This window comes from Craurococcus roseus, assembly GCF_039523795.1.
GTDB classification, from domain to species: domain Bacteria; phylum Pseudomonadota; class Alphaproteobacteria; order Acetobacterales; family Acetobacteraceae; genus Craurococcus; species Craurococcus roseus.
The window spans coordinates 351,034-377,192 of the sequence record NZ_BAAAFZ010000008.1 but is presented as its reverse complement, the minus strand read 5'-3'; the positions used below and the strand labels follow the sequence as shown (position 1 = coordinate 377,192).

24 protein-coding genes and 2 pseudogenes are annotated in these 26,159 nt (G+C 73.8%); 15 read left to right on the top strand and 11 right to left on the bottom strand.

Annotated elements, in window-relative coordinates; translation table 11 throughout:
• The first annotated feature begins 2 nt into the window (after positions 1–2).
• From ABD067_RS04700 to cobA, 6 genes are read left to right on the top strand one after another with little or no spacing between them, the layout of a single operon-like run.
• On the top strand, positions 3–806 hold the full coding sequence (locus ABD067_RS04700) for an ABC transporter ATP-binding protein (RefSeq protein ID WP_343894010.1): 804 nt from the start codon (positions 3–5) through the stop codon (positions 804–806).
• A complete protein-coding gene (locus ABD067_RS04695; protein ID WP_343894008.1) occupies positions 803–1,996 on the top strand; it encodes an NAD(P)/FAD-dependent oxidoreductase in 1,194 nt (397 codons plus the stop codon). Before ABD067_RS04700 ends, ABD067_RS04695 begins: the two co-directional genes overlap by 4 nt.
• Positions 1,996–3,720 (top strand): NirA family protein, encoded by a 1,725-nt coding sequence (locus ABD067_RS04690; RefSeq protein ID WP_343894006.1) that lies wholly within the window; start codon positions 1,996–1,998, stop codon positions 3,718–3,720. The genes ABD067_RS04695 and ABD067_RS04690 overlap by 1 nt, the downstream gene beginning before the upstream one ends.
• The gene (locus ABD067_RS04685; RefSeq protein ID WP_343894005.1) at positions 3,717–5,291 is read left to right on the top strand and encodes a sulfite reductase subunit alpha; all 1,575 of its coding nucleotides are present in this window, start codon (positions 3,717–3,719) and stop codon (positions 5,289–5,291) included. Before ABD067_RS04690 ends, ABD067_RS04685 begins: the two co-directional genes overlap by 4 nt.
• Positions 5,291–7,942, top strand: a complete 2,652-nt coding sequence (locus ABD067_RS04680; protein ID WP_343894004.1) for a molybdopterin-dependent oxidoreductase — start codon at positions 5,291–5,293, stop codon at positions 7,940–7,942. The genes ABD067_RS04685 and ABD067_RS04680 overlap by 1 nt, the downstream gene beginning before the upstream one ends.
• Positions 7,942–8,925 carry a uroporphyrinogen-III C-methyltransferase gene (cobA, locus tag ABD067_RS04675; protein WP_408871505.1) on the top strand — a complete coding sequence of 328 codons (984 nt, stop codon included), beginning with the start codon at positions 7,942–7,944 and terminating at the stop codon, positions 8,923–8,925. Before ABD067_RS04680 ends, cobA begins: the two co-directional genes overlap by 1 nt.
• A gap of 4 nt (positions 8,926–8,929) precedes the next feature.
• On the opposite strand, the gene ABD067_RS04670 is transcribed toward cobA, so the two are convergent.
• Genes ABD067_RS04670 through ABD067_RS04650 form a run of 5 tightly spaced genes read right to left on the bottom strand, consistent with a single transcriptional unit; the run spans position 8,930 to position 13,595 of the window.
• Complete coding sequence (locus ABD067_RS04670; protein ID WP_343894003.1) at positions 8,930–9,937, bottom strand: branched-chain amino acid ABC transporter permease; 1,008 nt, start codon at positions 9,935–9,937, stop codon at positions 8,930–8,932.
• The gene (locus ABD067_RS04665) at positions 9,934–10,788 is read right to left on the bottom strand and encodes a branched-chain amino acid ABC transporter permease (RefSeq protein WP_343894002.1); all 855 of its coding nucleotides are present in this window, start codon (positions 10,786–10,788) and stop codon (positions 9,934–9,936) included. Before ABD067_RS04665 ends, ABD067_RS04670 begins: the two co-directional genes overlap by 4 nt.
• Before the next feature lie 4 nt (positions 10,789–10,792).
• Positions 10,793–11,515 carry an ABC transporter ATP-binding protein gene (locus ABD067_RS04660; protein WP_343894001.1) on the bottom strand — a complete coding sequence of 241 codons (723 nt, stop codon included), beginning with the start codon at positions 11,513–11,515 and terminating at the stop codon, positions 10,793–10,795.
• Entirely contained in the window at positions 11,512–12,267 is a 756-nt protein-coding gene (locus ABD067_RS04655; RefSeq protein WP_343894000.1) for an ABC transporter ATP-binding protein, read from the bottom strand. The genes ABD067_RS04660 and ABD067_RS04655 overlap by 4 nt, the downstream gene beginning before the upstream one ends.
• Positions 12,264–13,595 (bottom strand): ABC transporter substrate-binding protein, encoded by a 1,332-nt coding sequence (locus tag ABD067_RS04650; protein ID WP_343893999.1) that lies wholly within the window; start codon positions 13,593–13,595, stop codon positions 12,264–12,266. Before ABD067_RS04650 ends, ABD067_RS04655 begins: the two co-directional genes overlap by 4 nt.
• A gap of 176 nt (positions 13,596–13,771) precedes the next feature.
• Here ABD067_RS04650 and ABD067_RS04645 point away from each other — a divergent pair, with 176 nt between their 5' ends.
• The 7 genes and pseudogenes from ABD067_RS04645 to ABD067_RS26345 form a co-directional block, all read left to right on the top strand.
• Positions 13,772–14,533: an aspartate/glutamate racemase family protein gene (locus ABD067_RS04645; protein WP_343893998.1), complete on the top strand. Its 762-nt coding sequence runs from the start codon at positions 13,772–13,774 to the stop codon at positions 14,531–14,533.
• Positions 14,534–14,602: 69 nt separating this feature from the next.
• On the top strand, positions 14,603–15,595 hold the full coding sequence (locus ABD067_RS04640; RefSeq protein WP_343893997.1) for a TAXI family TRAP transporter solute-binding subunit: 993 nt from the start codon (positions 14,603–14,605) through the stop codon (positions 15,593–15,595).
• 16 nt (positions 15,596–15,611) lie between these two features.
• Entirely contained in the window at positions 15,612–17,495 is a 1,884-nt protein-coding gene (locus ABD067_RS04635) for a TRAP transporter permease (RefSeq protein ID WP_343893996.1), read from the top strand.
• A 130-nt stretch (positions 17,496–17,625) separates the two neighbouring features.
• A complete protein-coding gene (locus tag ABD067_RS04630; protein WP_343893995.1) occupies positions 17,626–18,024 on the top strand; it encodes an ABC transporter substrate-binding protein in 399 nt (132 codons plus the stop codon).
• Between the two features lie 98 nt (positions 18,025–18,122).
• Positions 18,123–18,837, top strand: a pseudogene (locus ABD067_RS04620) (ABC transporter substrate-binding protein); the annotation flags it as partial.
• Positions 18,834–19,445 carry an NAD(P)-dependent oxidoreductase gene (locus ABD067_RS04615; protein ID WP_343893993.1) on the top strand — a complete coding sequence of 204 codons (612 nt, stop codon included), beginning with the start codon at positions 18,834–18,836 and terminating at the stop codon, positions 19,443–19,445. The pseudogene ABD067_RS04620 and the gene ABD067_RS04615, both read left to right, overlap by 4 nt.
• Positions 19,445–19,636 (top strand): annotated as a pseudogene (locus ABD067_RS26345) (NAD-binding protein); the annotation flags it as partial. The gene ABD067_RS04615 and the pseudogene ABD067_RS26345, both read left to right, overlap by 1 nt.
• A gap of 135 nt (positions 19,637–19,771) precedes the next feature.
• On the opposite strand, the gene ABD067_RS04610 reads toward ABD067_RS26345, so the two are convergent.
• The 4 genes from ABD067_RS04610 to ABD067_RS04595 form a co-directional block, all read right to left on the bottom strand.
• Positions 19,772–20,755, bottom strand: coding sequence for a Bug family tripartite tricarboxylate transporter substrate binding protein (locus ABD067_RS04610; RefSeq protein WP_343893992.1), 984 nt, complete (start codon positions 20,753–20,755; stop codon positions 19,772–19,774).
• 89 nt (positions 20,756–20,844) lie between these two features.
• Positions 20,845–21,372: a metallophosphoesterase gene (locus ABD067_RS04605; protein WP_343893991.1), complete on the bottom strand. Its 528-nt coding sequence runs from the start codon at positions 21,370–21,372 to the stop codon at positions 20,845–20,847.
• 82 nt (positions 21,373–21,454) lie between these two features.
• Complete coding sequence (locus tag ABD067_RS04600) at positions 21,455–22,651, bottom strand: multidrug effflux MFS transporter (protein WP_343893990.1); 1,197 nt, start codon at positions 22,649–22,651, stop codon at positions 21,455–21,457.
• Between the two features lie 44 nt (positions 22,652–22,695).
• On the bottom strand, positions 22,696–22,914 hold the full coding sequence (locus tag ABD067_RS04595) for a hypothetical protein (protein WP_343893989.1): 219 nt from the start codon (positions 22,912–22,914) through the stop codon (positions 22,696–22,698).
• On the opposite strand from ABD067_RS04595, the gene ABD067_RS04590 reads away from it, so the two are divergent.
• Positions 22,913–23,050 carry a hypothetical protein gene (locus tag ABD067_RS04590; RefSeq protein WP_343893988.1) on the top strand — a complete coding sequence of 46 codons (138 nt, stop codon included), beginning with the start codon at positions 22,913–22,915 and terminating at the stop codon, positions 23,048–23,050. The genes ABD067_RS04595 and ABD067_RS04590 overlap by 2 nt on opposite strands.
• A gap of 212 nt (positions 23,051–23,262) precedes the next feature.
• Here the strand turns inward: ABD067_RS04590 and ABD067_RS04585 are convergent, their stop codons facing one another.
• Positions 23,263–24,252: a Bug family tripartite tricarboxylate transporter substrate binding protein gene (locus tag ABD067_RS04585; protein ID WP_343893987.1), complete on the bottom strand. Its 990-nt coding sequence runs from the start codon at positions 24,250–24,252 to the stop codon at positions 23,263–23,265.
• Positions 24,253–24,368: 116 nt separating this feature from the next.
• Complete coding sequence (locus ABD067_RS04580; protein WP_343893986.1) at positions 24,369–25,076, bottom strand: GntR family transcriptional regulator; 708 nt, start codon at positions 25,074–25,076, stop codon at positions 24,369–24,371.
• A 72-nt stretch (positions 25,077–25,148) separates the two neighbouring features.
• Here ABD067_RS04580 and ABD067_RS04575 point away from each other — a divergent pair, with 72 nt between their 5' ends.
• Positions 25,149–26,144 carry a Bug family tripartite tricarboxylate transporter substrate binding protein gene (locus ABD067_RS04575; RefSeq protein ID WP_343893985.1) on the top strand — a complete coding sequence of 332 codons (996 nt, stop codon included), beginning with the start codon at positions 25,149–25,151 and terminating at the stop codon, positions 26,142–26,144.
• The last annotated feature ends 15 nt before the right edge of the window (positions 26,145–26,159 follow it).

The window sequence follows — 26,159 nt, the reverse complement described above, 5'->3', positions numbered from 1 at the left end:
CCATGAACAACCGCGCGGACTTCCTCGACATCTCCCAGGTCACGGTCGCCTTCGGGCGCTCGCGCGTGCCGGTGCTGAACGGCATCGAGCTGAAGATAGCTCGTGGCGAGTACGTGTCCGTCATCGGCCACTCCGGCTGCGGCAAATCCACGCTGCTGAACGTGGTGGCGGGGCTGCTGCCCGCCTCCGGCGGCGGCGTGGTGCTGGACGGGAAGGAGGTGGACGGCCCCGGCCCCGACCGCGCCGTGGTGTTCCAGAACCACTCCCTGCTGCCGTGGCTCACCTGCTACGAGAACGTCAAGCTGGCCGTGGACCAGACGCTCTCCCGCGCCATGGGCCGCGCGGAGCGGCACGCGTGGACGTTGGAGAACCTCGCCCTCGTCCGCATGGCCCAGGCGAAAGACAAGCGGCCCGGCGAGATCTCCGGCGGCATGAAGCAGCGCATCGGCATCGCCCGCGCGCTCGCCATGAAGCCCAAGGTGCTGCTGCTGGACGAGCCCTTCGGCGCCCTGGACGCCCTGACCCGCGCGCACCTGCAAGACCAAGTGATGCAGATCCATGCCGGCCTCGGCACCACGGTGATGATGATCACCCACGACGTGGACGAGGCGGTGCTGCTCTCGGACCGCATCGTCATGCTGACCAACGGCCCGAACGCCCGCATCGGCGAGATCCTGGAAGTGGACCTGCCGCGCCCGCGCGACCGCTTGGCGCTGGCGGCCGATCCGCGCTTCGTCGCCGCCCGAGCGTCGGTGCTGGAGTTCCTGCACCACCGCCACACCGCGCCGGGCCTCGCCGCGGCATGACGAGGGTCCTGGTCATCGGCGCCGGCCCCGCTGGCACGCGCTGCGCCCTCGGCGTGGCGAAGCGGCTGCCCGGCGCGACCGTCACGCTCGCCGGCGCCGAGCCCGCGCTGCCCTACGACAGGGTCGCCCTGTCCCGGTACGTGGCGGGCGCCGTGGAGCAGGAAGCCCTGATCACCCACAGCCTCGCGGACCTTTCCGCCGCCGGGGTGGAGTTCCGCGCCGGCACACCCGTCGCCTCGCTGGACCTCCCGGCTCGGCGCGCCGTCACGGCGTCTGGCAAGGCGCTGGACTACGACCGCTGCGTCCTCGCCACCGGCAGCCGCGCCGTTCGCTTGCCGCTCCCGGGGGCGGACCTGCCCGGCGTGGTGCCCTGGCGCGACTTGGCGGAGAGCCGCGCCATGCTGCGCGCCGCGCGCGAGGGCGGCCCGGCGGTGGTCATCGGCGGCGGGCTGCTCGGCTTGGAAGCGGCGGCAGGGCTCGCCGCGCGCGGCATGAAGGTCACGGTCCTGCACGCCGTCGGCTGGCCGATGGAACGGCAACTCTGCACCGACTCCGGTGCCCTGCTGGCCGATCGCCTGCGCGGCCGTGGCCTCAAGCTGCTGATGAACGCCAAGACCGAGGCGATCGAGGGCGGAGACCGCGTCGACGCCGTGCGGCTGGCCGACGGCACCCGAATCCCGGCGCGGCTGGTGGTGATGGCAGTGGGCGTGCGGCCGAACACGGACCTGGCCCGCGCGTCCGGGTTGACCGTCGGGCGCGGCGTGGTGGTGGACGCCTCCATGCGCACCAGCGACCCGCGCGTGCTCGCGGTCGGCGAATGCGCCGAGTTGGACGGGAGGCTCATCGGCCTCGTGGCGCCGGCGCTGGAGCAGGCGGACTTCGCGGCGGCGACGTTGGCCGGCGAAGCCGCGTCCTGGGCGCCGCGCGCCGACGCCGCGGCGCTGAAGGTTTCCGGCACAGCCGTGTGGTCCGCGGGCGAGGTCGCGCCGGCGGACGCCGAAGCGGTGACGCTGCGCGCCGGCGAGACCTACCGCGGCCTCTGGTGGCGCGGGAGCAGGCTGGTCGGCGCGGTGCTCTACGGCGACGTGGCGGAGAGCGCCTTCTTCCTCCGCTTGATCGCCACGGGCGAAGCGGTGGCCTCCCGCGCGGAAGCGGCGCTCGGCAGCGCCTGGGTGAAGGACGCGGCGTGATGGCCGGCAACGATTTCAGCGGCGAACAGCAAGAGTACCTCAAGGGCTTCATGGCGGGCGTCGAGGCCCGCCGCGGCTCGCTCGCGCCGGCCGGCGGCGGGCAGGGCGGAGGCGCGCCGCCGGACGCGATGCGCGCCGCGCAGGACGCGGCGATCGCCAAGGGCGGCAAGCTCACCCCGGAGGAGAAGGCCAAGCGCGACAAGCACCCGCTCGACCGTTGGGACGAGGTCGTGGCGCGCGCGGAGCAAGGCAAGTTCCCGCACGGCGTGGACAACCTGCTCACCCGCTGGCACGGCCTGTTCTACGTCGGGCCGACGCAGGACGCCTTCATGTGTCGGCTGCGTATCCCGGGCGGGTTCCTCTCCACGCACCAACTCCGCGGCATCGCCGCCATCGCCGAGGAGTGCGGCGGCGGCTGGACCGACGTGACGACGCGCAACAACCTCCAGATCCGCATGATCCCCTCCGCCAAAGGGCCGGAGGTGATCGAGCGCCTGGGCGACCTCGGCATCATCCCGAAGGGCACCGGCGCCGACAACATCCGCAACATCACCTGCAACCCGACCTCGGGCATAGATCCGGGCGAGCTGATCGACGCGCGGCCCATCGTGCGCGCGCTGCACCACCACATCCTGAACACGCGCGACCTGTTCGGCCTGCCGCGCAAGTTCAACATCTCGCTCGACGGTGGCGGGCGCGTGGCGGTGCTGGAGGACACCAACGACATCGCCTTCACAGCCGTGAAGGTCGGCGGCGAGGCCCTGTTCCGCCTCGGCCTCGGCGGCATCACCGGCCACCGCGACTTCGCCCGCGGCACGGACGCGGTGGTGCCGCCCGGCGACGTGGTGAAGGTCTGCGACGCGATCCTGCGCGTGTTCCTCGCCAACGGCGACCGCACGGACCGCCGCAAGGCGCGGCTGAAGTACGTGCTCGACGCCTGGGGCCTGCCGCGCTTCCTCGAAGCCGTGGAGGCGCAGCTCGGCGCCAAGCTGCGCCGGGCCGAGGACGCGACGCCCGCAGCGCCGCCCCTCAAGCACGGCCACATCGGCGTGCATGACCAGAAGCAGCCGGGGCTGCAATACATAGGCGTCGTGCTGCCGGTGGCCCGGATCACGGCGGAGCGGATGCGCGGCCTGGCCGACGTCGCCGACCGCTTCGGCTCCGGCGCCATCCGGCTCACCGTGTGGCAGAACCTGCTGATCTCCGACGTCCCGCGCGAGCGGATGCCGGAGGCGCAGGCGGCCGTCGCGGCGCTCGGCCTCGGCTGGGAGGCGAGCCACGTGCGCGGCGGCCTCGTCGCCTGCACCGGCAACGCCGGCTGCAAGTTCGCCGCCTCCGACACCAAGCGGCACGCGGCGGAGCTGGCGGACTACCTCGACGCCCGCATCACCGTGACCAAGCCGATCAACATCCACCTGACCGGCTGCCACAACTCCTGCGCCCAGCACTACATCGGCGACATCGGCCTGATCGGCGCCAAGGTGGAGCGCGGCGAGGACGAGGAGGTCGAAGGCTACGACCTGCACGTCGGCGGCGGCGCGGGCGTGGAGCGGCGGATCGCGCGCCTGGTCCGCCCGAAGGTCGCCCACGACGAGCTGAACCCCATGGTGCTGAACCTGCTGCGTGCGTGGCAGGAGGAGGCGCCCGAGCTGAGCTTCCAGGACTTCACCGCCCGCCACGACGAGGCCGCGCTGCGGGCTATCGCCGAGGGCGCCGCGCCGTGAACGCCATCGTCCAGAGCTTCGGGGCGCCCCCGGTCCCGCTGATCCCCGACACCGCCCCCTTCACGCCCGAGCAGCGCGCGTGGCTGAACGGCTTCCTCGCCGGCATCTACGGCGGGGCGATGGGCGGCGCCGAGAACATGTCCCTCGGCGCCGGTGCGCCCGCTGCCGCCGCGCCCGAGCCGGAAGAGGACTTCCCCTGGCACGATCCGGCGCTCGGCCTCGACGAGCGCCTGAAGCTCGCGGAAGGCAAGCCCCGACCGCGCCGGCTGATGGCGGCCATGGCGCAGCTCGACTGCGGCCAGTGCGGCTACGTGTGCAAGACCTACGCGGAGGCCATCGCGTCGGGCGCCGAGGCCTCGCTAGGCCTCTGCGCGCCCGGCGGCAAGGCGACGCAGAAGGCGCTGAAGGCGCTGGTGGCCGAAGCGCCCGCGACCGCCGCGCCGAAGGCCAAGCCCAAGGCCGCCGGGCCGGAGCTGGTGCCGATCCGGATGCTCTCGGCCGCGCGGCTGACGGGCGAGGGCTCGGCGAAGGACGTGCGGCACGTGTCCCTCGACCTCGCCGGGAGCGGCCTGCGCTACCAGCCGGGCGACAGCCTCGGCCTCCTCTGCCCGAACGACCCGGCGCTGGTGGAGGCGTGCGTGGCCGCCCTTGGCGCCTCCGGCGACGAAGCGGTGCCCTGCCCGGACGGGCAGGCGCGGCCGGTGCGCGAGGCCTTCGCCTCGCACCTCGCCGTCGCGCGCCCGCTGGACCGCACGCTGGACCTGCTGGCGGGCAGCGCCCGCGACGGGCGCGAGGCGAAGGCGCTGCGCGCGTTGGCGGACGGCGACGACGGCGCGGAGCCGGCGGACGCCGACCTGCTGGACCTGCTGCACGCCTTCCCCTCCGCGCGCCCGCCGCTCGCGGACCTGGCGGCGTCGTTGCCGGGGTTGAAGCCGCGCCTCTACTCCATCGCGTCCTCGCCCTTGGCGGCGCCGGGGCGGGTGGATCTGTGCGTGTCCGTCGTCCGCGCCCGCCTCCGGGGCCGCTCGCGCGACGGCGTGGCGTCCGCCCACCTCGGCTTCCGCTGCGAGGCGCCGCTGCCCGCCCACATGCAGGAAAGCCACTTCCGCCTGCCGGAGGACCCGGCGGTCCCGGTCATCATGTGCGGCCCCGGCACCGGCATCGCGCCGTTCCGCGCGTTCCTCCAGCACCGTGCCGCGCAGGGCATCAAGGGCCGCACCTGGCTCTTCTTCGGCGACCAGCGCAGCGCCACCGACTTCCTCTTCGCCCACGAGATCGCCGGCTGGCGCGAGGACGGCACGCTGGAGCGCCTTTCCCTCGCCTGGTCGCGCGACCAGGCGAAGAAGGTCTACGTGCAGGACCGGATGCGCGAGGAGGCGGCAGACCTGTGGCGCTGGCTCCAGGAGGGCGGGCGCTTCTACATCTGCGGCGACGCCTCTCGCATGGCCAAGGACGTGGACGCCGCCTTGCGCGAGATCGCCATGAAACAAGGCGGCATGAACGCGGACGCCGCGCGCGACTGGATCGTCGCGTTGGCGCGGCAAGGCCGCTACCAGCGGGACGTCTACTGATGGACGTGCCACCGCCGGCCAGGAGCCTCACGCGTACCACCTGCCCCTACTGCGGCGTCGGCTGCGGCGTGCTCGCCGCGCCGGATGGCACGGTGGCGGGCGACCCGGACCACCCCGCCAACCGCGGCCGCCTGTGCAGCAAGGGCATGGCGCTCGGCGAGACGATCGCGCTGCCGGGCCGGCTGCTGCACCCGGAGGTGCGCGGCAAGCGCGCCTCCTGGGGCGCCGCGCTGGACGCGGTGGCGGAGGGCTTCCGCCGCGCGTTGGCCGAGCGCGGGCCGGGGGGCGTGGCGCTATATGTCTCCGGCCAGCTCCTGACGGAGGACTACTACGCGGCGAACAAGTTCGCCAAAGGCTTTCTCGGCACCGCCAACATCGACAGCAACTCGCGCCTGTGCATGTCGAGCGCCGTGGCCGCGCACCAGCGCGCCTTCGGCGAGGACGTGGTGCCGGGCGTCTACGAGGACCTGGAGAGCGCCGACCTGCTGGTGCTGGTCGGCAGCAACCTCGCCTGGTGCCACCCCGTGCTGTTCCAGCGCGTCGCCGCGGCGAAGGCTACGCGGCCCTCCATGCGCGTCGTCGTGGTGGACCCGCGCCGCACCGCCACCTGCGAGGGCGCGGACCTGCACCTGCCGCTCCGCCCCGGCTCCGACGTCGCGCTGTTCGGCGCCCTGCTCGCGCACCTGCACGCCGAAGGCCAGGCGGACAGCGCGTGGGTGTCCGAGCACACGCGGGGCCTCGAAGCCGCGCTCGACGCCGCGCGCGCCGTGGCACCGCGCGCCGCGGAACTGACGGGCCTCGACCCGGCGGACCTCGCCACCTTCTTCCGTTGGTTCGCGGCGACGCAGCGCACCGTGACCCTCTGGAGCCAGGGGGTGAACCAGTCCGAGACCGGTACGGACAAGGCCAACGCCATCCTCAACTGCCACCTGCTGACCGGGCGCATCGGCAAGCCCGGCGCCGGCCCCTTCAGCGTCACCGGCCAGCCCAATGCCATGGGCGGGCGGGAGGTGGGCGCGCTCGCCACCATGCTGGCCGGCCACCTCGATTGGGAGCGGCCGGGCGAGGCGGAGTTGGTGCGCGGCCACTGGCGCGCGCCCAACATCGCCGTCGCGCCGGGGCTGAAGGCGGTGGACCTGTTCCGCGCCGTGTCCGCCGGCCGCATCGGCGCGCTCTGGGTCATGGCGACCAACCCCGCCGTGTCCATGCCGGACGGCTCTTCCGTGCGGGACGCGCTGCGCCGCGCGCCCTTCCTCGCCGTGTCCGACTGCGTGGCCGAAACGGACACGGCGGAGTTCGCCCACGTCCGCCTGCCCGCCGTCGGCTGGGCCGAGAAGGACGGCACGGTGACCAACAGCGAGCGCGTCATCTCCCGCCAGCGCGCCTTCCTGCCGCCCGCGGGCGAGGCGCGGCCGGACTGGTGGATCGTGTCGCAGGTCGCGGCGCGCCTGGGCTGGGGCGACGCCTTCGCCTGGTCCGGCCCGGCCGACATCTTCCGCGAGCACGCGGCGTTGACCGGCCTCGGCAACGACGGCCGCCGCGCCTTCGACATCTCCGGGCTGGCGGCGATGACGAACGCCGAGTACGCCGCCATGCCGCCGACCCGCTGGCCTTGTCCGGCGAAGGGGCCGGCGAGGGAGCGCTTCTTCTCGGCGGGCGGCTTCACCGCCGGCCGCGCGCGCTTCGTCCCCACGCCTCGGCGCGGCGAGAGCGCCGCGGATGGCGGTGACGGCACCCTCACCCTGCTCACCGGCCGCTACCGCGACCAATGGCACACCATGACCCGCACCGGCGGCGTCCCGCGGCTCATGGCGCATGCGCCGGAGCCGCTGCTCGCCGTCCACCCGGAGGACGCGCGCGGCATCCCGGACGGCGCCCTGGCGCGCGTTTCCAGCACCCAGGGCGCGGCGGTGCTGCGGCTGCGGCACGACGCAGGGCAGCGCCGCGGCACCGCCTTCGCGCCGATGCACTGGACGGCGCGCAACGCTCCGGCCGCGCGGGTGAACAACGCCGTGCCGCCGAAGGCTGATCCCGTCAGCGGGCAGCCGGCGCTGAAGTCGGCGCGGGTGGCGCTCTCCGCTTACGAGCCGGCGTGGCACGGCTTCCTGCTGGCGCGTGCCGACCTCGGCCCGGGCCTCGCCCCCTATTGCACGACCGGCTTGGCGGCGCCCGGCGTGTGGCGGCACGAGTTGGCCGGGGCGGAAGAGCCGCAGCGCGCCTTCGCGCGCCTCATCGACTTGGCAAGCCCGCCCGGCGACGCCTGGGCGCGGCTGGAGGATGCCGCGGGCGGGCTGCACCGCGGCGTGCTGCTGGAAGGCGGGCGTCTGATCGCGGCGCTTTTCCTCGGCCCGCACCACCGCCTGCCGCCGCGCGGCTGGCTGGCGGCGCTGATCGCGCCAGGCGCGGATGGCGCGACGCCGAACGTCGCCGCCATGCTCGCCGGCCGCGCAATGGACGGCCCGCCGCCTTCGCCTACGCTCTGCGTCTGCAACGGCGTCTCGGAAGCCTGCGTCCGCGGCGCCATCGAGGCCGGGGCCCGCAGCGTCGCGGCGGTCGGGGAACGAACGCGCGCCGGCACCGGCTGCGGCTCCTGCCGGCCGGAGATCGCCGCGCTGCTGGCCTGCGCCGCGAGGGAGGCCGTGCCGGCCTGATGCGACACTTCCCAGCGTTCCTGGACCTGACCGGCCGCGCCGCGCCGGGCGTCGGCGAAGGCGGCACCCGCGGCGCGCCCCTGGCAGACCGCTTCAAGGCGGCCGCCCGCGCCGCCCTGCCGGGCCTCGCTGCCCGCCGCCGCTCCGCCGACGCGGCGCTCACCGGCCCCGCCGCCGATCTCGCCATCGCAGGGCGCGCCGCGGGTGCCGCCTTCGCCGACGCCCGGCGCGGCGCGGAGACGCGCCTGACTGGCGTGGTCCACCTCGTCGGCGCCGGGCCGGGCGCGACGGACCTCCTGACGCTCCGTGCGCTCCGCCTCCTGGGCGAGGCGGACGTCGTGGTCTACGACCGTCTGGTGGGAGAGGGTGTGCTGGACCTCGCGCGGCGCGGCGCGGAGCGCGTCTTCGTCGGCAAGGCGCGCGCCAACCATTGCGTGCCGCAGGGCGAAATCAACGCCCTCATCGTGCGCCTCGCGCGCGAGGGCAAGCGGGTCGTGCGCTTGAAGGGCGGCGACCCCTTCGTTTTCGGCCGCGGCGGCGAGGAATTGGAAGCCTGCCGCGCCGCGGGTGTCGCGTGCGAGGTGGTGCCGGGCGTGACGGCGGCGCTCGCCTGCGCCGCCGCGACCGGCATCCCGCTCACCCACCGCGACCGCGCCCGGACCGTGACCTTCGCCACCGGCCACACGCGAGACGGGCGGCTCTACCTCGACTTCGCGGCGCTCGCCCGGCCGGGGCAGACCCTCGCCGTCTACATGGGGGTCACGACCCTGGCCGCCCTGCGCGACGGGCTGGTCGCCGCCGGCCTGCCCGCCGGGACGCCCGCCGCCCTGGTCGAGCGCGGAGGCACGGACGCGCAACGCGTGCTGCGCGGGACGCTCAACAGCGTCGTGGCCCGCGCGCCCGTGTGGCACACGTGCGGCCCCGCGCTCCTGCTGGTGGGCGACGTCGCGGCCCAAGCCGAGGAGGAACGGCTGGCTGCGTGAGCCCTCAACCCGGCGGCTGCGCCGCCGGCACGGCCCCGCCCGCTTCCGCGGCCCCGCTGGCGGGCGCCGCCGGCCGGCGCCGCTCCAACAGCCCGGCGATGCCGCGCGGCAGGAACAGCATGAACAGCACCAGCAGGATGCCGTAGGAGAAGGCTGCGGCGCCGGTGAACTCCGTGCCGAAGGCGACGCGCAAGGACTCCTCCAGCCCGATGGTGATCAACGCGCCGATGGTGGGGCCAATCGGGCTGTACATCCCGCCCGCGATGGCGCCGAACACGATCTGGAGCGAGATGCCGAGGCCCGCGAGGGACTCCGGGTTGAGGTACATGCGGTATTGCGCCGTCAGCGCGCCGGCGAGCCCGGCCAGGGCCGCGGAGATGAGCGTGACCTTTAGCTTCTCCCGCGTCACGCGTATGCCGATGGAAGCCGCGGCGTCCTCGTCCTCGGCGATGGCCATCAGCGCCTTGGATGACATGGAGCGGTCCAGCAGCCGCCAGGCGAGCAGCCCCGCCGCCCAGGCCGCGAGCGTGATCCACCAAAAGCCGGCTTTGTCGAACTGCATGGCGGCGAAGGCCGCGTCCGGGGGCGCCCGGTCCGGCGTCATGCCGAGCGAGCCGCCGGTGTACTCGCGAAGGGCGGTGACGAGGATGCGGACGATCTCGCCCGCGGCGAGCGTCACCAGCGCGAAGTAGTGCCCGACCACGCGGAGCCGGAAGCACGGGTAGCCGAGCAACGCGCCGGCCCCCGCCGCGGCGGCCACGCCCAGCGGCACGCCGATCCAGGGCGACACGCCCTGGAGGTTCCACAACAGGGCCGTGGTGTAGGCGGCGACGCCGAGGAAGGCGCCGTGCCCGAACGAAACTAGGCCGAAGCGCCCCATCATCGCCCAGCCCGTGCCCGCGAGGGCGGTCAGTAGCGCGGTGATGAGCAGGTGCATCCCGTAGTCGGGCGGGCCGAGCAGCGGCACCGTGGCCAGCGCCGCGAGAACCGCGAGGAGGACGCCGCCCTTCATCGCGCGAACAGCCCCCGCGGTCGCACGAAGATGACCAGGATGAAGAACAGGAAGGCGACCACGTAGGACATCTCCGTGTTCCACCAAAAGCCGCCCGTGGAGACGATCAGGCCCATGAGGAAGGCGGCGAGGAAGCCGCCCAGCATGTTCCCGAGTCCGCCCATGACGCAGATCATGAAGGTGATCGGCCCGAAGGACAGGCCGACGAAGGGGTGCACGTCGAGCTGCACCACCAGCAAGCAGGCGGCGAGCCCGGCCAGCGCGCCGCCCACCGCCGAGGCGATCAGGTAGATGCGCCGCGGGTCCACGCCCATCAGCGGCATCACCTCCCGGTCACGGGCGATGGCGCGGATGGCGGTGCCGACGTAGGTGAACTTCAGGAAGGCCCAGAGCGCCGCCGCGCCCAGCAGCGCCGCCACGAAGGCCGCGAGCTTGGTGCCGGACACGAACACCTCGCCCAGTTCCATCGGCGGCATTTCCACGCCGAGGCTGCGGAAGTCGGTGGAGAACACCAGCGTCGCGGCGCCTTGCAGCACGAACAAGACGCCGCCCGTGGCGAGCACCTGGTTGATCGGTGCCGCCGACAGCAAGGGCCGGACCACGAGGAGGTGCAGCAGCAAGCCGAGCGCGGCGACGACGGGCAGGCAGGTGGCGAAGGCGAGGGCCAGGGGCCAGCCCGCCTGGGTGTGGAGGAACCACACGGTGTACATGCCCACCATGACCAACTCGGCGTAACAGAGCCAAACCACATCCACGACGCCGAACACCAGATTCAACCCGAGCACCGGCAGGGCGAAGACGCCGCCGAGCAGCACGCCGTTCAGCAGCGCTTCCAAAAGGAACGGGTCCATCCGGTCAGTGCCCCCCGAAGTAGCTGCGGCGGATGGCCGGGTCGGCGGCGAGGTCGGCCGCGGTTCCCTCCGCCGACACGCGGCCGGTCTCCAGCACGTAGGCGCGGTCCACCACGCGCAGCACCTGCGCCACGTTCTGCTCCACGATCAGCACGGTCAGCCCTTCCCCGCGGATGCGGGCGACGAGGTCGAAGACCTGCTTGACCACCAGCGGCGCCAGGCCGGCTGAGGGCTCGTCCAGCAGCAGGATGCGCGGGCCGGACATCAGGGCGCGGCCGATGGCGCACATTTGCTGCTCCCCGCCAGACATGGTGCCGGCCAACTGGTGGCGGCGCTCTTTTAGGCGCGGGAACATCGCATAGACATGGTCCCGCCGTTCCGCGAAGCGCGCCCGCGCCGACTTGGCGTAGGCGCCGACGCGCAGGTTCTCCTCCACCGTCAGGTTCGGGAACAGGCGCCGGTTCTCCGGTACGTGCGCTATGCCCAGTCCCGGCAGCTCGTGCGCCGGCAGGGCCGCGAGGTCCCGACAGCCGAAGCGCAGCGTCCCGGCGCGCGGGCGGATCAGGCCGGAGATGACGCGGAGCAGGGTGGTCTTACCGGCGCCGTTCGGCCCGACCACGCCCACCGCTTCGCCCGGCTCCACGCGCAGCCCGACGCCGAACAGCGCCTGGAAGTCGCCGTAGCCCGCGTGGACGCCGGAAAGCTCCAGCGTGGAAGCGCCGCTCATGCCGCGCGCGACTCCGGCGGGCCGAGGTACACCTCGGCGACCCGCTCGTCCGCCTGCGCCGCCTGCGGCGTGCCCTCGAAGACCACAGCGCCGTGGTCCAGCACCACCACGCGGTCAACCACGGAGAGCAGCACGCCCATGATGTGCTCTACCCAGACCACGGTGATGCCGCGCTCGTCGCGGATGCGCTTCAGCATTGCGGCGGCCTGCCGCATCTCCGCCGCGTCAAGGCCGCCGAGCGACTCGTCGGCCAGCAACAGGCGCGGCTTGGTGGCGAGGGCGCGGGCGAGTTCCAGCTTCTTCAAGCCGGCGGCCCCGAGCCCGGCGGTGGCAGTGTGCGGGTCCTCCGGCAATTGGGCCAAGCGCAGAGCGTCGCGTGCCCGCTGTTCGGCCTCGTCCCGTTCCAGCGCGCCGCCCGCGCCGTAGTGCGCCGCCAGCACGGCGTTCTCCAACAGGGAAAGGCCGCGGAAGGGGCGGGGGATCTGGAAGGTGCGACCGATGCCGCGGCGACAGACCTGGTCGGCGGTGAGGCCGCCGATCTCCTCGCCCCCGAGCAGCACGGAACCGGCCGTCGGCTTCAGCATCCCGGCGATGCAGTTGAAGGTGGTGCTCTTGCCGGAGCCGTTGGGGCCGAGCAGGCCGAGGATCTCGCCCTCGGCCACGGAGAACGAGACCCGGTCCACGGCGGTGAAGCCGCCGAAGCGCTTGGTGAGCGCCTCGACCTTCAGCAGCGGCGCCGCGGTGCCGCTCACGACCGCAGCGCGAAGGCGTGCCCGGGCGGCAGCGGCAGCACCGGCGGCGCGCCGGCGATGGCGGTGGGCCAAACCACGCGCGCCTTAGCATCCTCGAACTGCATCACCACGGCGATGGAGCGCTCGTTCTGACCCGCCATGGGGTGACCCGGGGGGTGGAACTTCACGCCGTAGCCCTGGATGGTGCCGCCCACGGGGATGTCCACCGCCAACGCCGCCTCGCGCAGCGCGTCGGCCGCCATGCCGCCGGTCTTCTTCACCGCGGGCGTCAGCACGTCGTTGAGGAAGATCCAGGTGTTGTTGAAGCCCATGGAGGCGTGCGGCGGCAGGTCGCGCAGGCGGTGCTTGGCCTGGAACCGCTCGACGAAAGCTTTGGCGAGGTCGCCGACGCCGGGGCCGAGCTTGGTCCAGTCGAGCATCTGCGTGCCCGCCGGGTCCACGTTGCAGAAGTGGTTCACGTCCGCGCCGAAGGTCTCGGACAGGCGGTCGATCTGCGACCAGCCAGCGCCGTGGCCGATCAGCATCCGGAAGCGCAGGCCGCCCGACTTGGCTTGGCGCAGGAACAGCGTGATGTCGGGGTTGTAGCCCACTTGGTAGACCACGTCCGGCCGTTCGCGGCGGAGCTTCGTCACCAGCGTCGAGAGGTCGGGCGCGCTCGCCGAATACGCCTCCTTGAGCACGATCGGCATGTTGCGGCTCTTGGCGTTGGCCTCGATCGCCGAGGCGACGCCGGTGCCGTAGGGGCCGTCCTCGTAGATCACCGCCAGCTTCACCTTGTCCGGCGGCATCCCGAGCTTGGCCTGCGCGTGCTCGTGGATCAGCGAGACCGAGCCTTCGCCATACTGCTCGGAGTGGACGGTGGGGCGGAACACGTAGCGGAAGTTCTTGTCCTTCACGACGGCCGTGGCGATGGCGCTGGTGATCCACATGATCTTGCGCGCCTGCTCGAAGCGCTGCGCCAGCGGCACCGCGTGGGCCGAGGAGTAGATGCCGGTGACGACCTCCACGCGCTCCTGCCCGAGCAGGCGCTCCGCCTCATTGATGGCCGTTTCCGTCCGGCTCTGGCTGTCGGCCGTCACCGGCTGGACCGGGCGGCCGTCCACCCCGCCGCGCTCGTTGAACATCTCGACGGCGACCTCGGCGCCCCAGAAGAGCGGCTGGCTGCCCGCGCCGGCGAAGGGGCCGGACAGGTCGGTCATCACGCCGACGCGGAGCGGCTCGCCGCGCGTCGCCTGGGCGCGGGCCTGCGCCGGCACCGTCGCGGCCAAGCCGGCGGCGGCGCCGACCCGCATCAGGCCGCGCCGCGTGGTGGTTCCATCGATCCGCATCCGCTTCCCTCCCGTGCGCCCTTTTCCGAGCCGCCTTTGTTTCGCCAGCAAAGAGCGCTCCGCTCCCGGCCGTCAAGCCGACCCGCCGCCGGTCGCGGCGCGGCCCGCTTCCACAACCGGGGCGCGCCGCGCTATCCGCCCCGGCGCGGCAGGCTCGTGACGGGAGGTTTCCGCCCATGACGGAGGTCCAACCCATCCCCGGCCCGGCCCCGAGGCGCGGCGTCGCGCGCGGCGGCCGGGCGCTCTACGGCGCGCCGCTCGGCATCCTCGTCCTGGAAGCGCGCTTCCCGCGCATACCTGGCGATATCGGCAACGCCGGCACTTGGCCCTTCCCGGTGCTCTACAAGGTGGTCCGCGGCGCGACTCCGGAGCGTGTGGTGCTGGACGGCGCACGGGGCCTGCTGCCCGCCTTCCTCGACGGCGCGGCCGAACTGGTGCGGCTGGGCGCGGAGGCCATAACCACCTCCTGCGGCTTCCTGTCGCTGTTCCAGGCCGAGATCGCGGCGCATGTGGGCGTGCCGGTGGCGACCTCGTCGCTCATGCAGGTGCCCTGGGTGCAGGCGACGCTGCCGCCAGGAAAGCGAGTCGGGGTGGTGACGGTGTCCGCCACCTCCCTCACGCCGGCGCACCTCGCCGCCGCCGGCGTGCCGGCCGACATCCCGGTGGCCGGGACGGAGAACGGCCGGGAGTTCTTCCGCGTGCTGATCCGCGCCGAGAAGGACGACCTGGACGTGGACGCGGCCGAGCGGGACATCCTGGACGCCGGGCGCGACCTAGTGTCCCGGCACCCGGAGGTGGGCGCCATCGTGCTCGAATGCACCAACATGCCGCCCTACGCCGCGGCGCTGCGCGAAGCGGTGGGGCTGCCGGTGTTCGACATCCACTCCATGGTGAGTTGGCTCCACGCGGGGCTGCGGCCGTGGGCCTTCGGCCCCTGAGTGTTGCGGCGCGGCGCGGGCCGTGCCCATCATCGCGGAACCGGACGAACCAGCCCACGGAGGCGACCCATGCCCACAGCCGTTTCGCGCCGCTCGGCCCTGGGCGCCGCCGTTCTCGCGTTGCCCTTCGTCCGCGCGGCCCGCGCGCAGCAGACCTTCGAGTTCGTGGCGGGGTCGCTCGGCGGGGGCTGGTACACCATGGCGGCGGGCATCGCGGCGCTGGTTAAGGACGAGAATCCGGACATCCAGATCCGCGTGGTGCCCGGCGGGGGCTTGGCGAACCCGACGCGCGTCAACAAGAACCAGTCGCAGATGGGCTGGGGCATCGACGCCTTCACCGCCGCCGCGGCACGCGGGGAGGAGCCTTACTCCGCCAAGCACGAGAAGCTGCGGAGCCTCGGCACCGGCTACTCGCCCACCGAGCACAACCTGCTGCGCGCGGCGGACAAGCAGCCTGAGGACATGCGCGGCATCCTGACCCAGAAGGGCCTGCGCCTCGGCACGCCGCAGCGCTCCTCCACCGACGAGATGACGATGCAGCGCATCCTGCGCTTCCTCGGCTCCTCGCCGGACAAGATCAGGGCCGACGGCGGGCGCTACCTCAACGGGTCGTACAACGACATCGCCGCGGCTTTCGGGGACGGGCAGGTGGATTACGTCTACTGCGCCCTCGCCAAGCCCGCCGCGATCCTGACGGAGATCGGGCAGGGGCGCCGGCCCGCGCGCCTCGTCGGCTTCCCGGACGACGTGCGCAAGCACCTGATCGACGCCTACGCCTACAACGAGGGCGTGCTGCCGGCCTCTGCCTACCCGAACCTGCAATCGTCGGACCTGAAGGTCACGACGATGGACAGCGTGATCCTGCTGCACGAGGCGGTGCCGGAGGAGGTGGCGTACCGCATGGCGCGCACCCTGATCCGCGCGAAGGGCCCGCGGCTGACGCAGATCCACGGCTCCATGGCGGCCTACGACCCGGCGGTCGCCTGGAAATACAGCGGCGTGCCGCTGCACCCGGGCGCCGCGCGCGCCTACCGCGAGGCCGGCGCCATGCCGGCCGCCTGACGCCGGCGGCACCGGGTTGCGGACCCTCCGCGGCCCGCTGGGGCCGGTCCTGACGGGCTGGATGGCGCTGGCGAGCGCCGTCCACCTTTACTTCGCCGGCTCCGGCTTCCCCGAGCCGATCGCCATGCGCGGCTTCCACCTGCTGGCCTTCGTGCCGCCGATCTTCCTGCTGTGGCCGGCGCGCGCCGCCTCGCCGAAGGACCGGCCGACAGCCGTGGACTGGCTCTGGTTCGCCGCCGCCGCCGCGCCGCACGCCTGGGTGTGGTGGAACGCCGCCGCGGTGTCGGACCGCATGGAGTACGTGGACCCGTTCTCGCCCACGATGGCGGCGCTGGCGGTGCTCGCCATCGCCACGCTGCTGGAGGCGACGCGCCGGGCGGTGGAGCCGGGCTTGGCGTGGATGGTGGTCCTCAGCGTCGCCTACATGCAGTTCGGGCACCTCATGCCGGGCGTCCTCAACACCCGCGTGTTCACGCCCGCCGAGATACTGGAAGCCGCTTGGCTCGTGCCCACCGCCGGCGGGGTGTACGGGCCGTTGACCGGCATCGTCGCCACCACCATCGCCGCCTTCATCGTCTTCGGCTCTTTCATGGCGGGCTCGGGCACGGGGCGCCTCTTCTCCAACCTGGGCGCGGCGGCGGCGGGCCGGTTCGCGGGCGGGCCGGCGAAGGTCGCGGTGGTCACGTCCGGCCTTTTCGGCACCATGAGCGGGTCGTCCGTGTCCAACGTCATCACCACGGGCGCCATGACCATCCCGCTCATGAAGCGCATCGGCTACAAGCCGGCCGTCGCGGGCGGCATCGAGGCCGCGGCCTCGGTGGGCGGGGCGCTGATGCCGCCGGTGATGGGCGCGGCGGCCTTCGTGATGGCCGAGATCACCAACATCGCCTATGGCGAGATCGTGGTGGCCGCGGCGCTGGGCGCCATCCTCTACTACTTCGCCATCCTCGCGGCCGTGCACTTCGAGGCCAAGCGCCGCGGCATGGCGCCGATGGCCCCGGCCGACATCCCGCCCTGGCGCGAGGTGGCGGCCGACGCGCACCTGCTGCTGCCGATGGCGCTGCTGGTGTTCCTGATGATGGAGCGCTGGTCGGGCAATTACGCGGCCTTCTGCGCGACGCTCGCCATGGTGGGCGTGGCGATGCTGCGCCGGCGGACGCGCATGTCGCCGCGCGCGATCCTGGACAGCTTCGTCTCGGCCGGGCTGACGATGGCGCCGTTGGCCGTCGCCATCGCCGGGGCGGGGATCGTCATCTCGGCGCTGACGGCCACCGGCATGGTCGTGGCCTTCGGCGGCATCATCAAGGCCCTCGCGGGCGGATCGCTGCCGCTGCTGCTCTTGCTCCTTGCCCTGACCGTGCTGGTGCTGGGCATGGGGCTGCCGACCACGCCCTCCTACATCATCGCCGCCGCCATCGGGGTGCCGCAACTCGTCGCCATGGGCGTGGACCTGCTGCCGGCGCACCTGTTCATATTTTACTTCGCAGTGCTGGCGGACGCGACGCCGCCGGTGGCGGCCGCCGCCTTCGCCGCCGCTTCCGTCGCCAAAGCGCCGCCCACGCTCACCTCGCTCCACGCCACCCGCTTCGGCGTCGCCGGCTTCACCGTGGGCTTCGCGTTCGTCTACGACCCCGGCGTCATGCTGCGCGGCGGCGTGGCGGATGTGCTGCTGGCGGTGGCCGTGCAGGTAGCGGCGCTGGTGGCGATCACCGCGGCCTATGCGGGCTACCTGGCGGCGCCTCTGAGGGCGGCCCCGCGCGCGCTGCTGGGGGCGTCCGGGTTTGCGGCGGCCTTCCTGCACTCGCTCCCAGCGCCCACGCGACTGGCGGCGGCCTCCGGCGCGCTACTCGTCGTTTGGGGCGCCGGTCGCGCCCGGGCTCGCCGGAAAGGAGCGGTGTGAGGAGGGCGATGTCGAACCTGCGCGCCAGCCGCAGGCGGTCCGGAGCTGTGCTTTCCCGGATGTGCCGGTAGGCTCCCCGCAAGGCACGCCCCCGTGGACGCGCCGGGAGGAGTGGCGGGGGGGGGGAAGCATGCCAACCATCCGAAAGACGGTGCTCGCGCTCACGCTCGCCGTGGTGGCCGCGGCGGGAGCCGTGGCCCAGGTCTCCGACGACGTCGTGCGCGTCGGGGTGCTCACCGACCTCACGGGCCCCTACGCCGACTTTGCCGGGCCGGGCTCCGTCGTCGCGGCGCGCATGGCGGCGGAGGACCACGGAGGGCAGGCGATGGGCAAGCCGATCGAGGTGATCGGGGGCGGTCACCAGAACAAGCCCGATGTGGGCGCCGCGCTGGCCCGGCGCTGGGTGGACACCGAGCGCGTGGACATGGTGGTCACGTGCCCAACTCCGCCGTGGCGCTCGCCGTGCAGCAGGTCGGGCGCGAGCGCAACCTCATCATCATCAACACTTCTGCCGCCTCGACGGAACTGACCGGGCGGCAGTGCTCGCCGGTAGGCTTCCATTGAGTCGCCGACAGCTACGCGCTCTCGAACGGGACCACCCGCGACGTCGTCGGGCAGGGCGGGAAGAGCTGGTACTTCCTGGCGGTGGATCACGAGGGCGGCCACGCGCTGGAGCGCGGCTCGGAAGCGGCGGTGAGCGCGCAGGGCGGGCGTGTGCTGGGCCGGGCGCGGCACCCGCTGAACACGCCAGACTTCTCCTCCTTCCTGCTGCAGGCGCAGTCCTCGCGCGCAGGTGGTAGCGTTGGCCAATGCGGGCACCGACACCATCAACGCCATCAAACAGGCCGGCGAGTTCGGGCTGACGCGCGGCGGGCAGCGCCTCGTGGGCATGTTCGTCAACATCACCGACGCCAAGGCGCTCGGCCTCGCAACCGCGCAGGGCGTGGTGGCGACCGAAGCTTGGTACTGGGACCGCGACGACGACAGCCGGGCCTTCGCCCACCGCTTCGCCGAGCGCCACCGCCGCGCGATGCCGACCCAGTACCAGGCCGGCGTCTACTCCGCCGTGCGGCGCTGGCTGAAGGCGATCGAGGCTTCCGGCACGGACGAGGCCATGGCGGTGGCTGCGAAGATGCGAGCCATGCTGGTGGACGACATGTTCGCCCGCGGCGGCCGGGTGCGCGAGGACGGGCGCCATGTGCATGACATGCACCTCGTCGAGGTCAATAAGCCGGAGGAGTCGCGCTGTCCCTGGGACATCTACCGCGTCCTCGCCGCGATTCCCGCGGAACAGGCCTTCCGCCCGCTTTCCGAAGGCCAATGCCCCTTGGTGCGGCAATGAGCGGCGGCGGCCCGCTAGGCTTTGTCGGCCTGGGTGCGATGGGGGCGCCGATGGTGCGGCGCCTGCTCTCGGCCGGCCACCGCGTCCTCGCCCACGATGCAAATCCCTCGGCGCTGTCCGCCGCCGGATCGGACGGCGCGGAAGGGCGGAGGAGCGCCGCGGCGGTCGCGGACGAGGCCGAGATCGTCCTGGTCAGCCTGCCCACGCCAGCGGCGGCGAAAGCGGTGGCGCTGGGCGCCGGCGGGTTGGTCGAAGGGCGCGCGATGCGCGTCTACGTCGACCTTTCCACCGCGGGTGCCCGCGTCGCCCAGGAGGTGGCGCAAGGCTTGGCGCCGCGGGGCGTGGCCGCGTTGGACGCGCCGGTGAGCGGCGGCGTCGCGGGCGCCGAGGCCGGCACGCTCTCCGTCATGGCCGCTGGCTACCCCACCGCGTTCGAGCGGGTGCGGCCGGTGCTGGAGGCCATAGGCTCGAACACGGTGTTCGTCGGGCCGGCGGTCGGGCAGGGGCAGACGCCCAAGCTGGTCAACAACCTGCTCGCGGCGACGACTTGGGCCGCCGCGTGCGAAGCGATGGCGGTGGGCGCCCAGCCGGGCTCGACCCCGAGCTGATGGTTCGGGTGCTCAACGTCTCCTCTGGCCGTTCCTTCCCGACCGGACGCTTCGCCGCGGGTCCGGTGCTGAGCCGCCGCTTCGACTTCGGCTTCCGCATGGAGCTGATGGCGAAGGACATGCGCTTGGCCCTGGATAAGGCGGAGGCGCTGGGCCTCGTCATGCCGACCTGCGGCGCCGCGCGCCTGCTCTACGGCTTGGCGCTGGCGCAAGGCGCAGCGGGGACGGACGTGACGGAGCTGGTGCGCGTCACCGAAGGCTGGGCCGGGGTGGAGGTGGCGGCGCGCGGCCGAAAAGAGGCTTGGTCGGGCGGCGCCGGTCCCACCTCACTGCGCGCCGATGCCGGCCACGCGGACGACCTCGGCCCAGCGCTCCACCTCGGAGCGCACCAGAGCGCGCAGCGCCTCAGGCCCGGTCTGGTCCGGCCGTGGCGGGACCGAGCCCAACTCCTCGATGCGCCGTCTGACCCCCGGGTCTTCCAACACCGCCGCCAGGGCGGTCGACAGCTTGGCGACGGCCGGCTGCGGCGTGCCCTTCGGCGCGAAAACCGCGTTCCAGCCTTGGAATACGAAGCTTTCGAGCCCTGCTTCGCGCGAGGTGGGCACGTCCGGGACCGTCGGGAAACGCTCGGGCGCGGCGAGCATCAGCGCCCGCGCCGTGCCGGCCTGGAGCTGCGGCACCGCGGCGAGGGCGAGCACGCAAGCGGAGTCGATCTGCCCGGCGACGAGGTCGTTCACGGCCGGCGCCTCGCCGCGGTAGGGGATGGCGTTCAGCCGCAGCCCGGAAACCTGGGCGAACAGCGCGCAGGCCAAGTGGTTGGTGGAGCCCACCCCCGCATGGCCGTTGGACAGGCCTCCCGCTACGGTCCGCGCCAGCGCCGCGAACTCGGCGAAGCTGCGGGCAGGCAGGGCGTTGCGCACCATGAAGTAAAGCGGCGTCCCGGCGATCAGGCCGATCGGCTGCAGCTCGCGCGGGTCGTACTGGATGATGCGGTAGATGGACGGCGCGGCGGAATGGCTGCCGTTGCTGCCGACCGTCAGCGTGTAGCCGTCGGGCGCTGCCTGCGCGCCGCGGGCGCCGCCGACCGTGCCGCCGGCGCCGGTGACGTTCTCCACCACCACGCGCTGGCCCAGCGTGCGGCCCATGTGGTCGGCCGCCAGGCGCGCCAGCACGTCCGTCGCGCCGCCTGGCGCGAACACGACGATCATGGTGATTTGCCGCGCCGGGAAGTCTTGGGCGCGCGCCGTGGGCGCCGCGAGGGCGAACAACGGCGACACCGCCGCCAGGGCGGCGCCGGGCAGGCGTTTCATCGTTCCCTCCCCATCGCGGCGGCGGCCGGCTCCTCCCGACGCGCCGCCTTTGAAGGCTGCGCCAGGGGGGCGCGCGTCCAATTCCCGCGCTACGCCGGTCCGCGCCGGCCGCCGCGTCGGGCCCGGAAGATCTCCGCCAGGGCCACGGGGCGGAAATCCTGCGCGTCCACGCCCACGTCCGCTTGGCGGGGCAGCGGCGGGCGCAGCCGGCCGTGGCTGTGGCCGTGCAGGTTGACCCACCCGCGGCCGGCGTTGCGCCAGGTGCGGAAGGCGTAGTGGCAGAGCACAACGCCCGTCCCGTCCACCTCCGCCTCCGCGTAGTGGACCGCCGGCGCCGCCCAGCCGGGCAGCGCCGCCACGGCCGGCGGGTCGTTGTTGCCGATGACTAGGCGCTTGCGCCCATTGAGTCGCGTGAGCAAAACCGCCGCCGCTTCGGCCGCGCCGCGGCGCACGACGAAGTCGCCCAGGTGCCAAACCTCGTCCTCCGGCCCGACCGCCTCGTTCCAGCGCGCGACCATCGCCTCGTCCATCTCGGCCACCGAGGCGAAGGGGCGGCGGTACAGCGCGCGCGCCGCCGCGTGCCCGAAATGCGTGTCCGCCGTGAAGTACACCGCCATGGGCGCCCCGCGCTCCCCCGTCCCCGTCCGGCCGCGATGCCGGAAGCGGCGACGGGCGTATGCGCCGACTGCCGGCCCGCGCCTACCTGCCGCGCGCGGGCGCCGCGGCGGACGGGGCGTAGCGGCCGGCCTCGTTCTCGCAGCCGAGGCCGCAGGCGAGCGCGGCGGCGCCGGACAAAGCGAGCGTCGCCCCCATGCCGACCAGCGGATCGCCGAAGAGGCCGACGCTCGACGCGGCCAGCGCGGCGCCGGCCATCTGCATGGCGCCGATCAGGCCGGAGGCGAGGCCGGCCGCGTGGCCCATCGGCTCCATGGCAGAGGCTGTAGCCACCGGCACCACCAGGCCGCGGGCGAAGGTGTAGAGCGCCACGAGGGCCACCACGGCGGGCAAGGCGGGACCCCCGGCGAGGGCGAGCGCGAACAGGACAGCGCCCGCCGTCGCGCCGAGCGCGAGGCCACCCAGCACCACCCGCCGCCGGCCCGCGACGCGGACGAGGCGCGACCCGGCGAGCGCGCCGGCCATGATGCCGAGCGCGGTCAGCGCGAAGAGGCCGGAGAAGCCCGGCGTGCCGACGCCGAGCGCCTCCATCAGCGCGAAGGGCGACGCGGCGACGTAGGCGAACATGCCGCCGAACAGGAACGCCGCGGCGAGCGCGTTGCCCAGCGCCCGCCCGTTTCTGAAAAAGGCGGCCGCGTTGCGCGCGAGCGCGCGCTGGTCCAGCGCGCCGCGGTCCTTCGCGGGGATCGTCTCCGCCAAGCCGGACGCCACGGCCAGGAACAGCGCCAGCCCGCCCAGGCCCAGGACGACGAAGACCGCCCGCCAGCCGAAAACGGCGAGCACCGCGGCGCCGACCGCCGGCGCCAGGACCGGCCCCAGCGCCATGATCGCGGTGGCCTGGGACAGCTTGGCCACTGCCGCCTCGCCCGAGAACAGGTCGCGGATGACCGCGCGCGCGAGCACGGTCCCGGCGCAGGCGCCGACTCCCTGCAGGGTGCGGCACGCGAACAGGGCGGGGAGCGAAGGCGCCAGCGCGCAGCCCAGGCCGGCGGCGGCGAAGAGGCCGAGGCCGGCGAGGAGCACGGGCCTCCGGCCGAAGCGGTCCGACGCCGGCCCGCAGCCGAGCTGCGCGGCGGCGAAACCAGCCAGGAAAAGCCCGATCGAGAGCTGCGCATCGCCCGCCCCGGCGCCGAAGGCGTCGGCCAGATCCGGCAGCGCCGGCAGGCCCATGTCGATGGACAAGGCGGGCAGCGCCGTGAGTGCGGCGATGAGCGCGGTCAAGCCGCGCGTGCGTGGGCGCGCCGAGCCGCTGGGTGCTGGCGCGTTCAACGACGCCCGCCCGCCGGCAGTCGCGCCAGCCGGGCAGGCCCGACCGGCGCGGCGCGCCAGAGCGCCCGCAACACCGCCGCGACCCAGGCGCCCCGCATCGCGCGCCATTCGGCTTCCGTGGCGGCTTCTCCGCCGCGACGCCGCAACGCGCCGGCGTCCGGGTCGGCATCCAGCCCGGCCAACATGCGTCCGGTCAGGGAATCGTTGCGATCCATGGCGCGCGTCCTCTTTTGCTGCCCGCCGCGCAGCAAGGACCGGCCGCATCCGCGGCGCCTCATCCGGTCGGTGGGGCCGGCAGCGCAGCTGCCGGTGCCGCGCATGGATGCCGTGCTCGTCCGCGCCGCGCTGTGATCGGCCTTACACGGCGTTCGCGGTGGCGCGGGTCAGGGAGTCGCCTGAGGGAAGCGGCCGCGTCGACGGCGTCCGGGCGCGCCGCGCGCCGACACGCCCGTCGCCGAGGACGCTGGCCCGGCTTCGGCCCGATGGCGAACCGGCCGAAGGGGCTCGCCCCCACCGGCCCGACGCTTCACGCCTTTGGCGTTTTCCCAATGGGCGACCGGCGCCTAAAGGTCCGCGCGGATGTTCGCCCGCCGGATCACGTCCTGCCACTTCGCCTTCTCGCGGCCCAACCGCGCGTCGCCCTCCGCCGGCGTGGAGCCGATGTGGTCGAAGCCCAACTCCGCGAAGCGCTCCGAGACGCCGGGGGCCTGGGCGGCGCGCCGCGCGGCCTCGTTGAGGCGCATCACTGGCCCGTCCGGCGTGGCCTTGGGCGCGGCCAGCATCGCCCAGGTGTAGACCTCGTAGTCGGCGAGGCGCGGGTCGCTTTCTGCCATCGCCGGCACGTTCGGGAACTGCGCGATGCGCTGCTTCACCAGCGTCGCCAGCGGCCGCACCGCGCCGGAGGCGATGTGCGCCGAAGCCCCCGGCACATCGGCGAAGACCATGGAGACGTCGCCGGACAGCAAGGCCGTGATGGCGGGGCCGGTGCCGCGGTAGGCGACGTGGGTGAGGTCCACGCCCATCATCAGCTTGTAGAGCTCCGCGCCCAGGTGCAGCGGCGTGCCGTTGCCGGCGGAGCCGTAGTTCAGCTTGGCGCCTTCGGCTTTCGCCATGGCGTGAAAGCCGGCGATGTCGCGCGCCGGGCTGTCGACCCGCACCACCAGGATGTAGGGCGAGGTGGAAACGAGGCAGACGCAACGCAGCGTCTCCACCGGGTCGAACGGCATGGGCTGGATGGTCAGCGGCGCGGTGAGGAAGGAGATGGAGCCCATCAGCACCGTGTAGCCGTCCGGCCGCGCCTGCACGACGGAGCGCGTGCCGATGGTGGAGCCGGCGCCGGCGCGGTTCTCCACCGCGACGGACTGGCCCAGGAACTCGCCCATCTTCGGCGCCAGCAGCCGCGCGCCGATGTCCGGCGTGCCGCCGGGCGCGAAAGGCACGACCATGGTGATCGGCCGCTCGGGCCAGTTCGCCTGGGCGCGCGACAAGCGCGGGGCGAGGAGCGCGGCGGCGGGCGCGGCGAGGGCCGCCCGACGCGGGATGCTGATGGCCATGGTGTCTTCCTCCCGGGTGTGCGCCGGCCAGCCTAGCGCGGGCGGCCCGCCGGCGCGCACGGCCGGGCTCGTGGAAGCCGAGCGGGGACCTCCGGACGGCCGAGGTCCCGGGGCGGTCACCTCCGGCGCCGCCCGCCGCCGGGCGGGTCGGCCAAGCCGCCCGCGCGGAGCGAGCGGCGGACGTGCGCCCGCATCCGCGCTTCGGCCAGTTCGGGGTCGCGCCGGCGCAGCGCCGCGAGCAGCGACGCGTGTTCCCGCAAGGCCTGGGCCGGCTCAGCCGGCGAGCTGCCCAGGGCGCGGAGGCGGGCCACGCGGTCGTAGGCGCGCAAGGTTTGCAGGGCGCGCGCCAGGAACGCGTTGCCGGCCGCGGCGTGCAGCCGTTCGTGGAAGGCCTCGTTGGCGCGCGTCAGGGCGGCGATGTCGCCGGCGGCGGTCGCCTCGCGCATCGCGCCGAGCTGCGCGCGGAGCCCGGCGATGTCGGCGTCCGTGGCCTTGCGCGCGGCGAGGGCGGCGGCGCTGCCCTCCAGCGCCAGCCGGATCAGGTTCATCTCGGCCAGCGCCCTGGCGTCGAACTCGGCCACCACCGTGCCGCGCCGGGGCGAGGTGACCACCATGCCCTCGGCCTCCAAGCGGCGGAGCGCTTCCCGCACCGGCTGGGCCGACACGCCGAGGGACTTGCCGAGCGCGCGCTCGGACACGCGGCTCCCGGTCGGCAGGGCGCCGCCCAGGATGGCGTCGCGCAGCCGCCGGTACGCGCGTTCGGCCAGCGAGAGGACCTCGTCGGGCGCGAAGGGTACGACCGCGGATTCGTACGAGTCGGGCATTGCCATCTGCCATAGCAGTTGGCATGCGGGCCCGGAAGCCCGGATGAAGCAGCGGGGCGCGGAGGGACGACGATGGAGGCCATCACGAGGCGCATGGCGGCGGTGACGGGGGCGGCGCTGGTCCTGGGGGCGGCGCTGGGCGCAGCCTCGTGGCCGGCTGCGGCGCAGCAGCGGGCTTGGCCGACCCAGCCCATCCGCGTGATCGTGCCTTTCTCCGCCGGCACCTCCGACACTGTCGCGCGCCTTGTCGGCACCGAGATGTCCAAGGCGCTCGGCCAGCCGGTCGTCGTGGAGAACCGGCCCGGCGCCGGCGGCAACCTCGGCAGCGAAGCCTGCGCGCGGGCCCAGCCGGACGGCTATACCATCTGCCTCGGCACCATCAGCTCGCACGCCATCAACCCGGGCATCTACCCGCGCCTGCCCTACGACAACCTGCGCGACTTCGCCCCGATCACCCAGCTCGCCTCCCAGCCGAACGCGCTGGCGGTGGCGGAAAGCTTCCCCGCCCGCAGCGTGCCCGAGCTGGTGGCGCACCTGAAGGCGCGGCCGGGGCAGGTGAACTACGGTTCCTCCGGCGTCGGCACCTCCGTCCACCTCGCCGGCACGCTGTTCGCGCAGCTCACCGGCACGCAGATCGAGCACGTGCCCTACCGGGGCAGCGGCCAGGTCACGACGGCGCTGCTCGGCGGCGAGCTGCCGATGGCCTTCGACAACTTTTCCTCCGCCTGGCCCTTCGCGCGGGAGGGCAAGCTGCGCGTCCTGGGCGTGACCTCCTTGCAGCGGAGCCCGGCCGCGCCGGACGTGCCGGCGATCGCCGAGACGGTGCCAGGCTTCGAGAGCCTGTCCTGGCACGGCTTCTTCGCCCCGGCCCGCGTGCCCGCCCCGATCATCGAGCGCCTGAACGCCGAGGCGCGCGCGGCCCTGGCCACCCCCGCCGTGGCGGCGCGCTTCGCCGACCTCGGCATAACCCCGGTCGGCAACTCGCCCGAGGAGTTCCGCGCCTTCGTCGCCAGCGAGACGAAGCGCTGGGGCGAGGTTGCGAAGAGCGCCAAGATCAGCCTGGACTGACGACCGGAGCCGAGA

Excerpts from the sequence above, each read along its gene's own strand:
- ABD067_RS04700 (WP_343894010.1), top strand. The coding sequence starts at position 3 with ATGAACAACCGCGCGGACTTCCTCGACATCTCCCAGGTCACGGTCGCC.
- ABD067_RS04695 (WP_343894008.1), top strand. The coding sequence starts at position 803 with ATGACGAGGGTCCTGGTCATCGGCGCCGGCCCCGCTGGCACGCGCTGC.
- ABD067_RS04690 (WP_343894006.1), top strand. The coding sequence starts at position 1,996 with ATGGCCGGCAACGATTTCAGCGGCGAACAGCAAGAGTACCTCAAGGGC.
- ABD067_RS04680 (WP_343894004.1), top strand. The coding sequence starts at position 5,291 with ATGGACGTGCCACCGCCGGCCAGGAGCCTCACGCGTACCACCTGCCCC.
- cobA (WP_408871505.1), top strand. The coding sequence starts at position 7,942 with ATGCGACACTTCCCAGCGTTCCTGGACCTGACCGGCCGCGCCGCGCCG.
- ABD067_RS04670 (WP_343894003.1), bottom strand. The coding sequence starts at position 9,937 with ATGAAGGGCGGCGTCCTCCTCGCGGTTCTCGCGGCGCTGGCCACGGTG.
- ABD067_RS04665 (WP_343894002.1), bottom strand. The coding sequence starts at position 10,788 with ATGGACCCGTTCCTTTTGGAAGCGCTGCTGAACGGCGTGCTGCTCGGC.
- ABD067_RS04660 (WP_343894001.1), bottom strand. The coding sequence starts at position 11,515 with ATGAGCGGCGCTTCCACGCTGGAGCTTTCCGGCGTCCACGCGGGCTAC.
- ABD067_RS04650 (WP_343893999.1), bottom strand. The coding sequence starts at position 13,595 with ATGCGGATCGATGGAACCACCACGCGGCGCGGCCTGATGCGGGTCGGC.
- ABD067_RS04645 (WP_343893998.1), top strand. The coding sequence starts at position 13,772 with ATGACGGAGGTCCAACCCATCCCCGGCCCGGCCCCGAGGCGCGGCGTC.
- ABD067_RS04640 (WP_343893997.1), top strand. The coding sequence starts at position 14,603 with ATGCCCACAGCCGTTTCGCGCCGCTCGGCCCTGGGCGCCGCCGTTCTC.
- ABD067_RS04630 (WP_343893995.1), top strand. The coding sequence starts at position 17,626 with ATGCCAACCATCCGAAAGACGGTGCTCGCGCTCACGCTCGCCGTGGTG.
- ABD067_RS04615 (WP_343893993.1), top strand. The coding sequence starts at position 18,834 with ATGAGCGGCGGCGGCCCGCTAGGCTTTGTCGGCCTGGGTGCGATGGGG.
- ABD067_RS04610 (WP_343893992.1), bottom strand. The coding sequence starts at position 20,755 with ATGAAACGCCTGCCCGGCGCCGCCCTGGCGGCGGTGTCGCCGTTGTTC.
- ABD067_RS04605 (WP_343893991.1), bottom strand. The coding sequence starts at position 21,372 with ATGGCGGTGTACTTCACGGCGGACACGCATTTCGGGCACGCGGCGGCG.
- ABD067_RS04590 (WP_343893988.1), top strand. The coding sequence starts at position 22,913 with ATGGCGCGCGTCCTCTTTTGCTGCCCGCCGCGCAGCAAGGACCGGCCG.
- ABD067_RS04595 (WP_343893989.1), bottom strand. The coding sequence starts at position 22,914 with ATGGATCGCAACGATTCCCTGACCGGACGCATGTTGGCCGGGCTGGAT.
- ABD067_RS04585 (WP_343893987.1), bottom strand. The coding sequence starts at position 24,252 with ATGGCCATCAGCATCCCGCGTCGGGCGGCCCTCGCCGCGCCCGCCGCC.
- ABD067_RS04580 (WP_343893986.1), bottom strand. The coding sequence starts at position 25,076 with ATGCCCGACTCGTACGAATCCGCGGTCGTACCCTTCGCGCCCGACGAG.
- ABD067_RS04575 (WP_343893985.1), top strand. The coding sequence starts at position 25,149 with ATGGAGGCCATCACGAGGCGCATGGCGGCGGTGACGGGGGCGGCGCTG.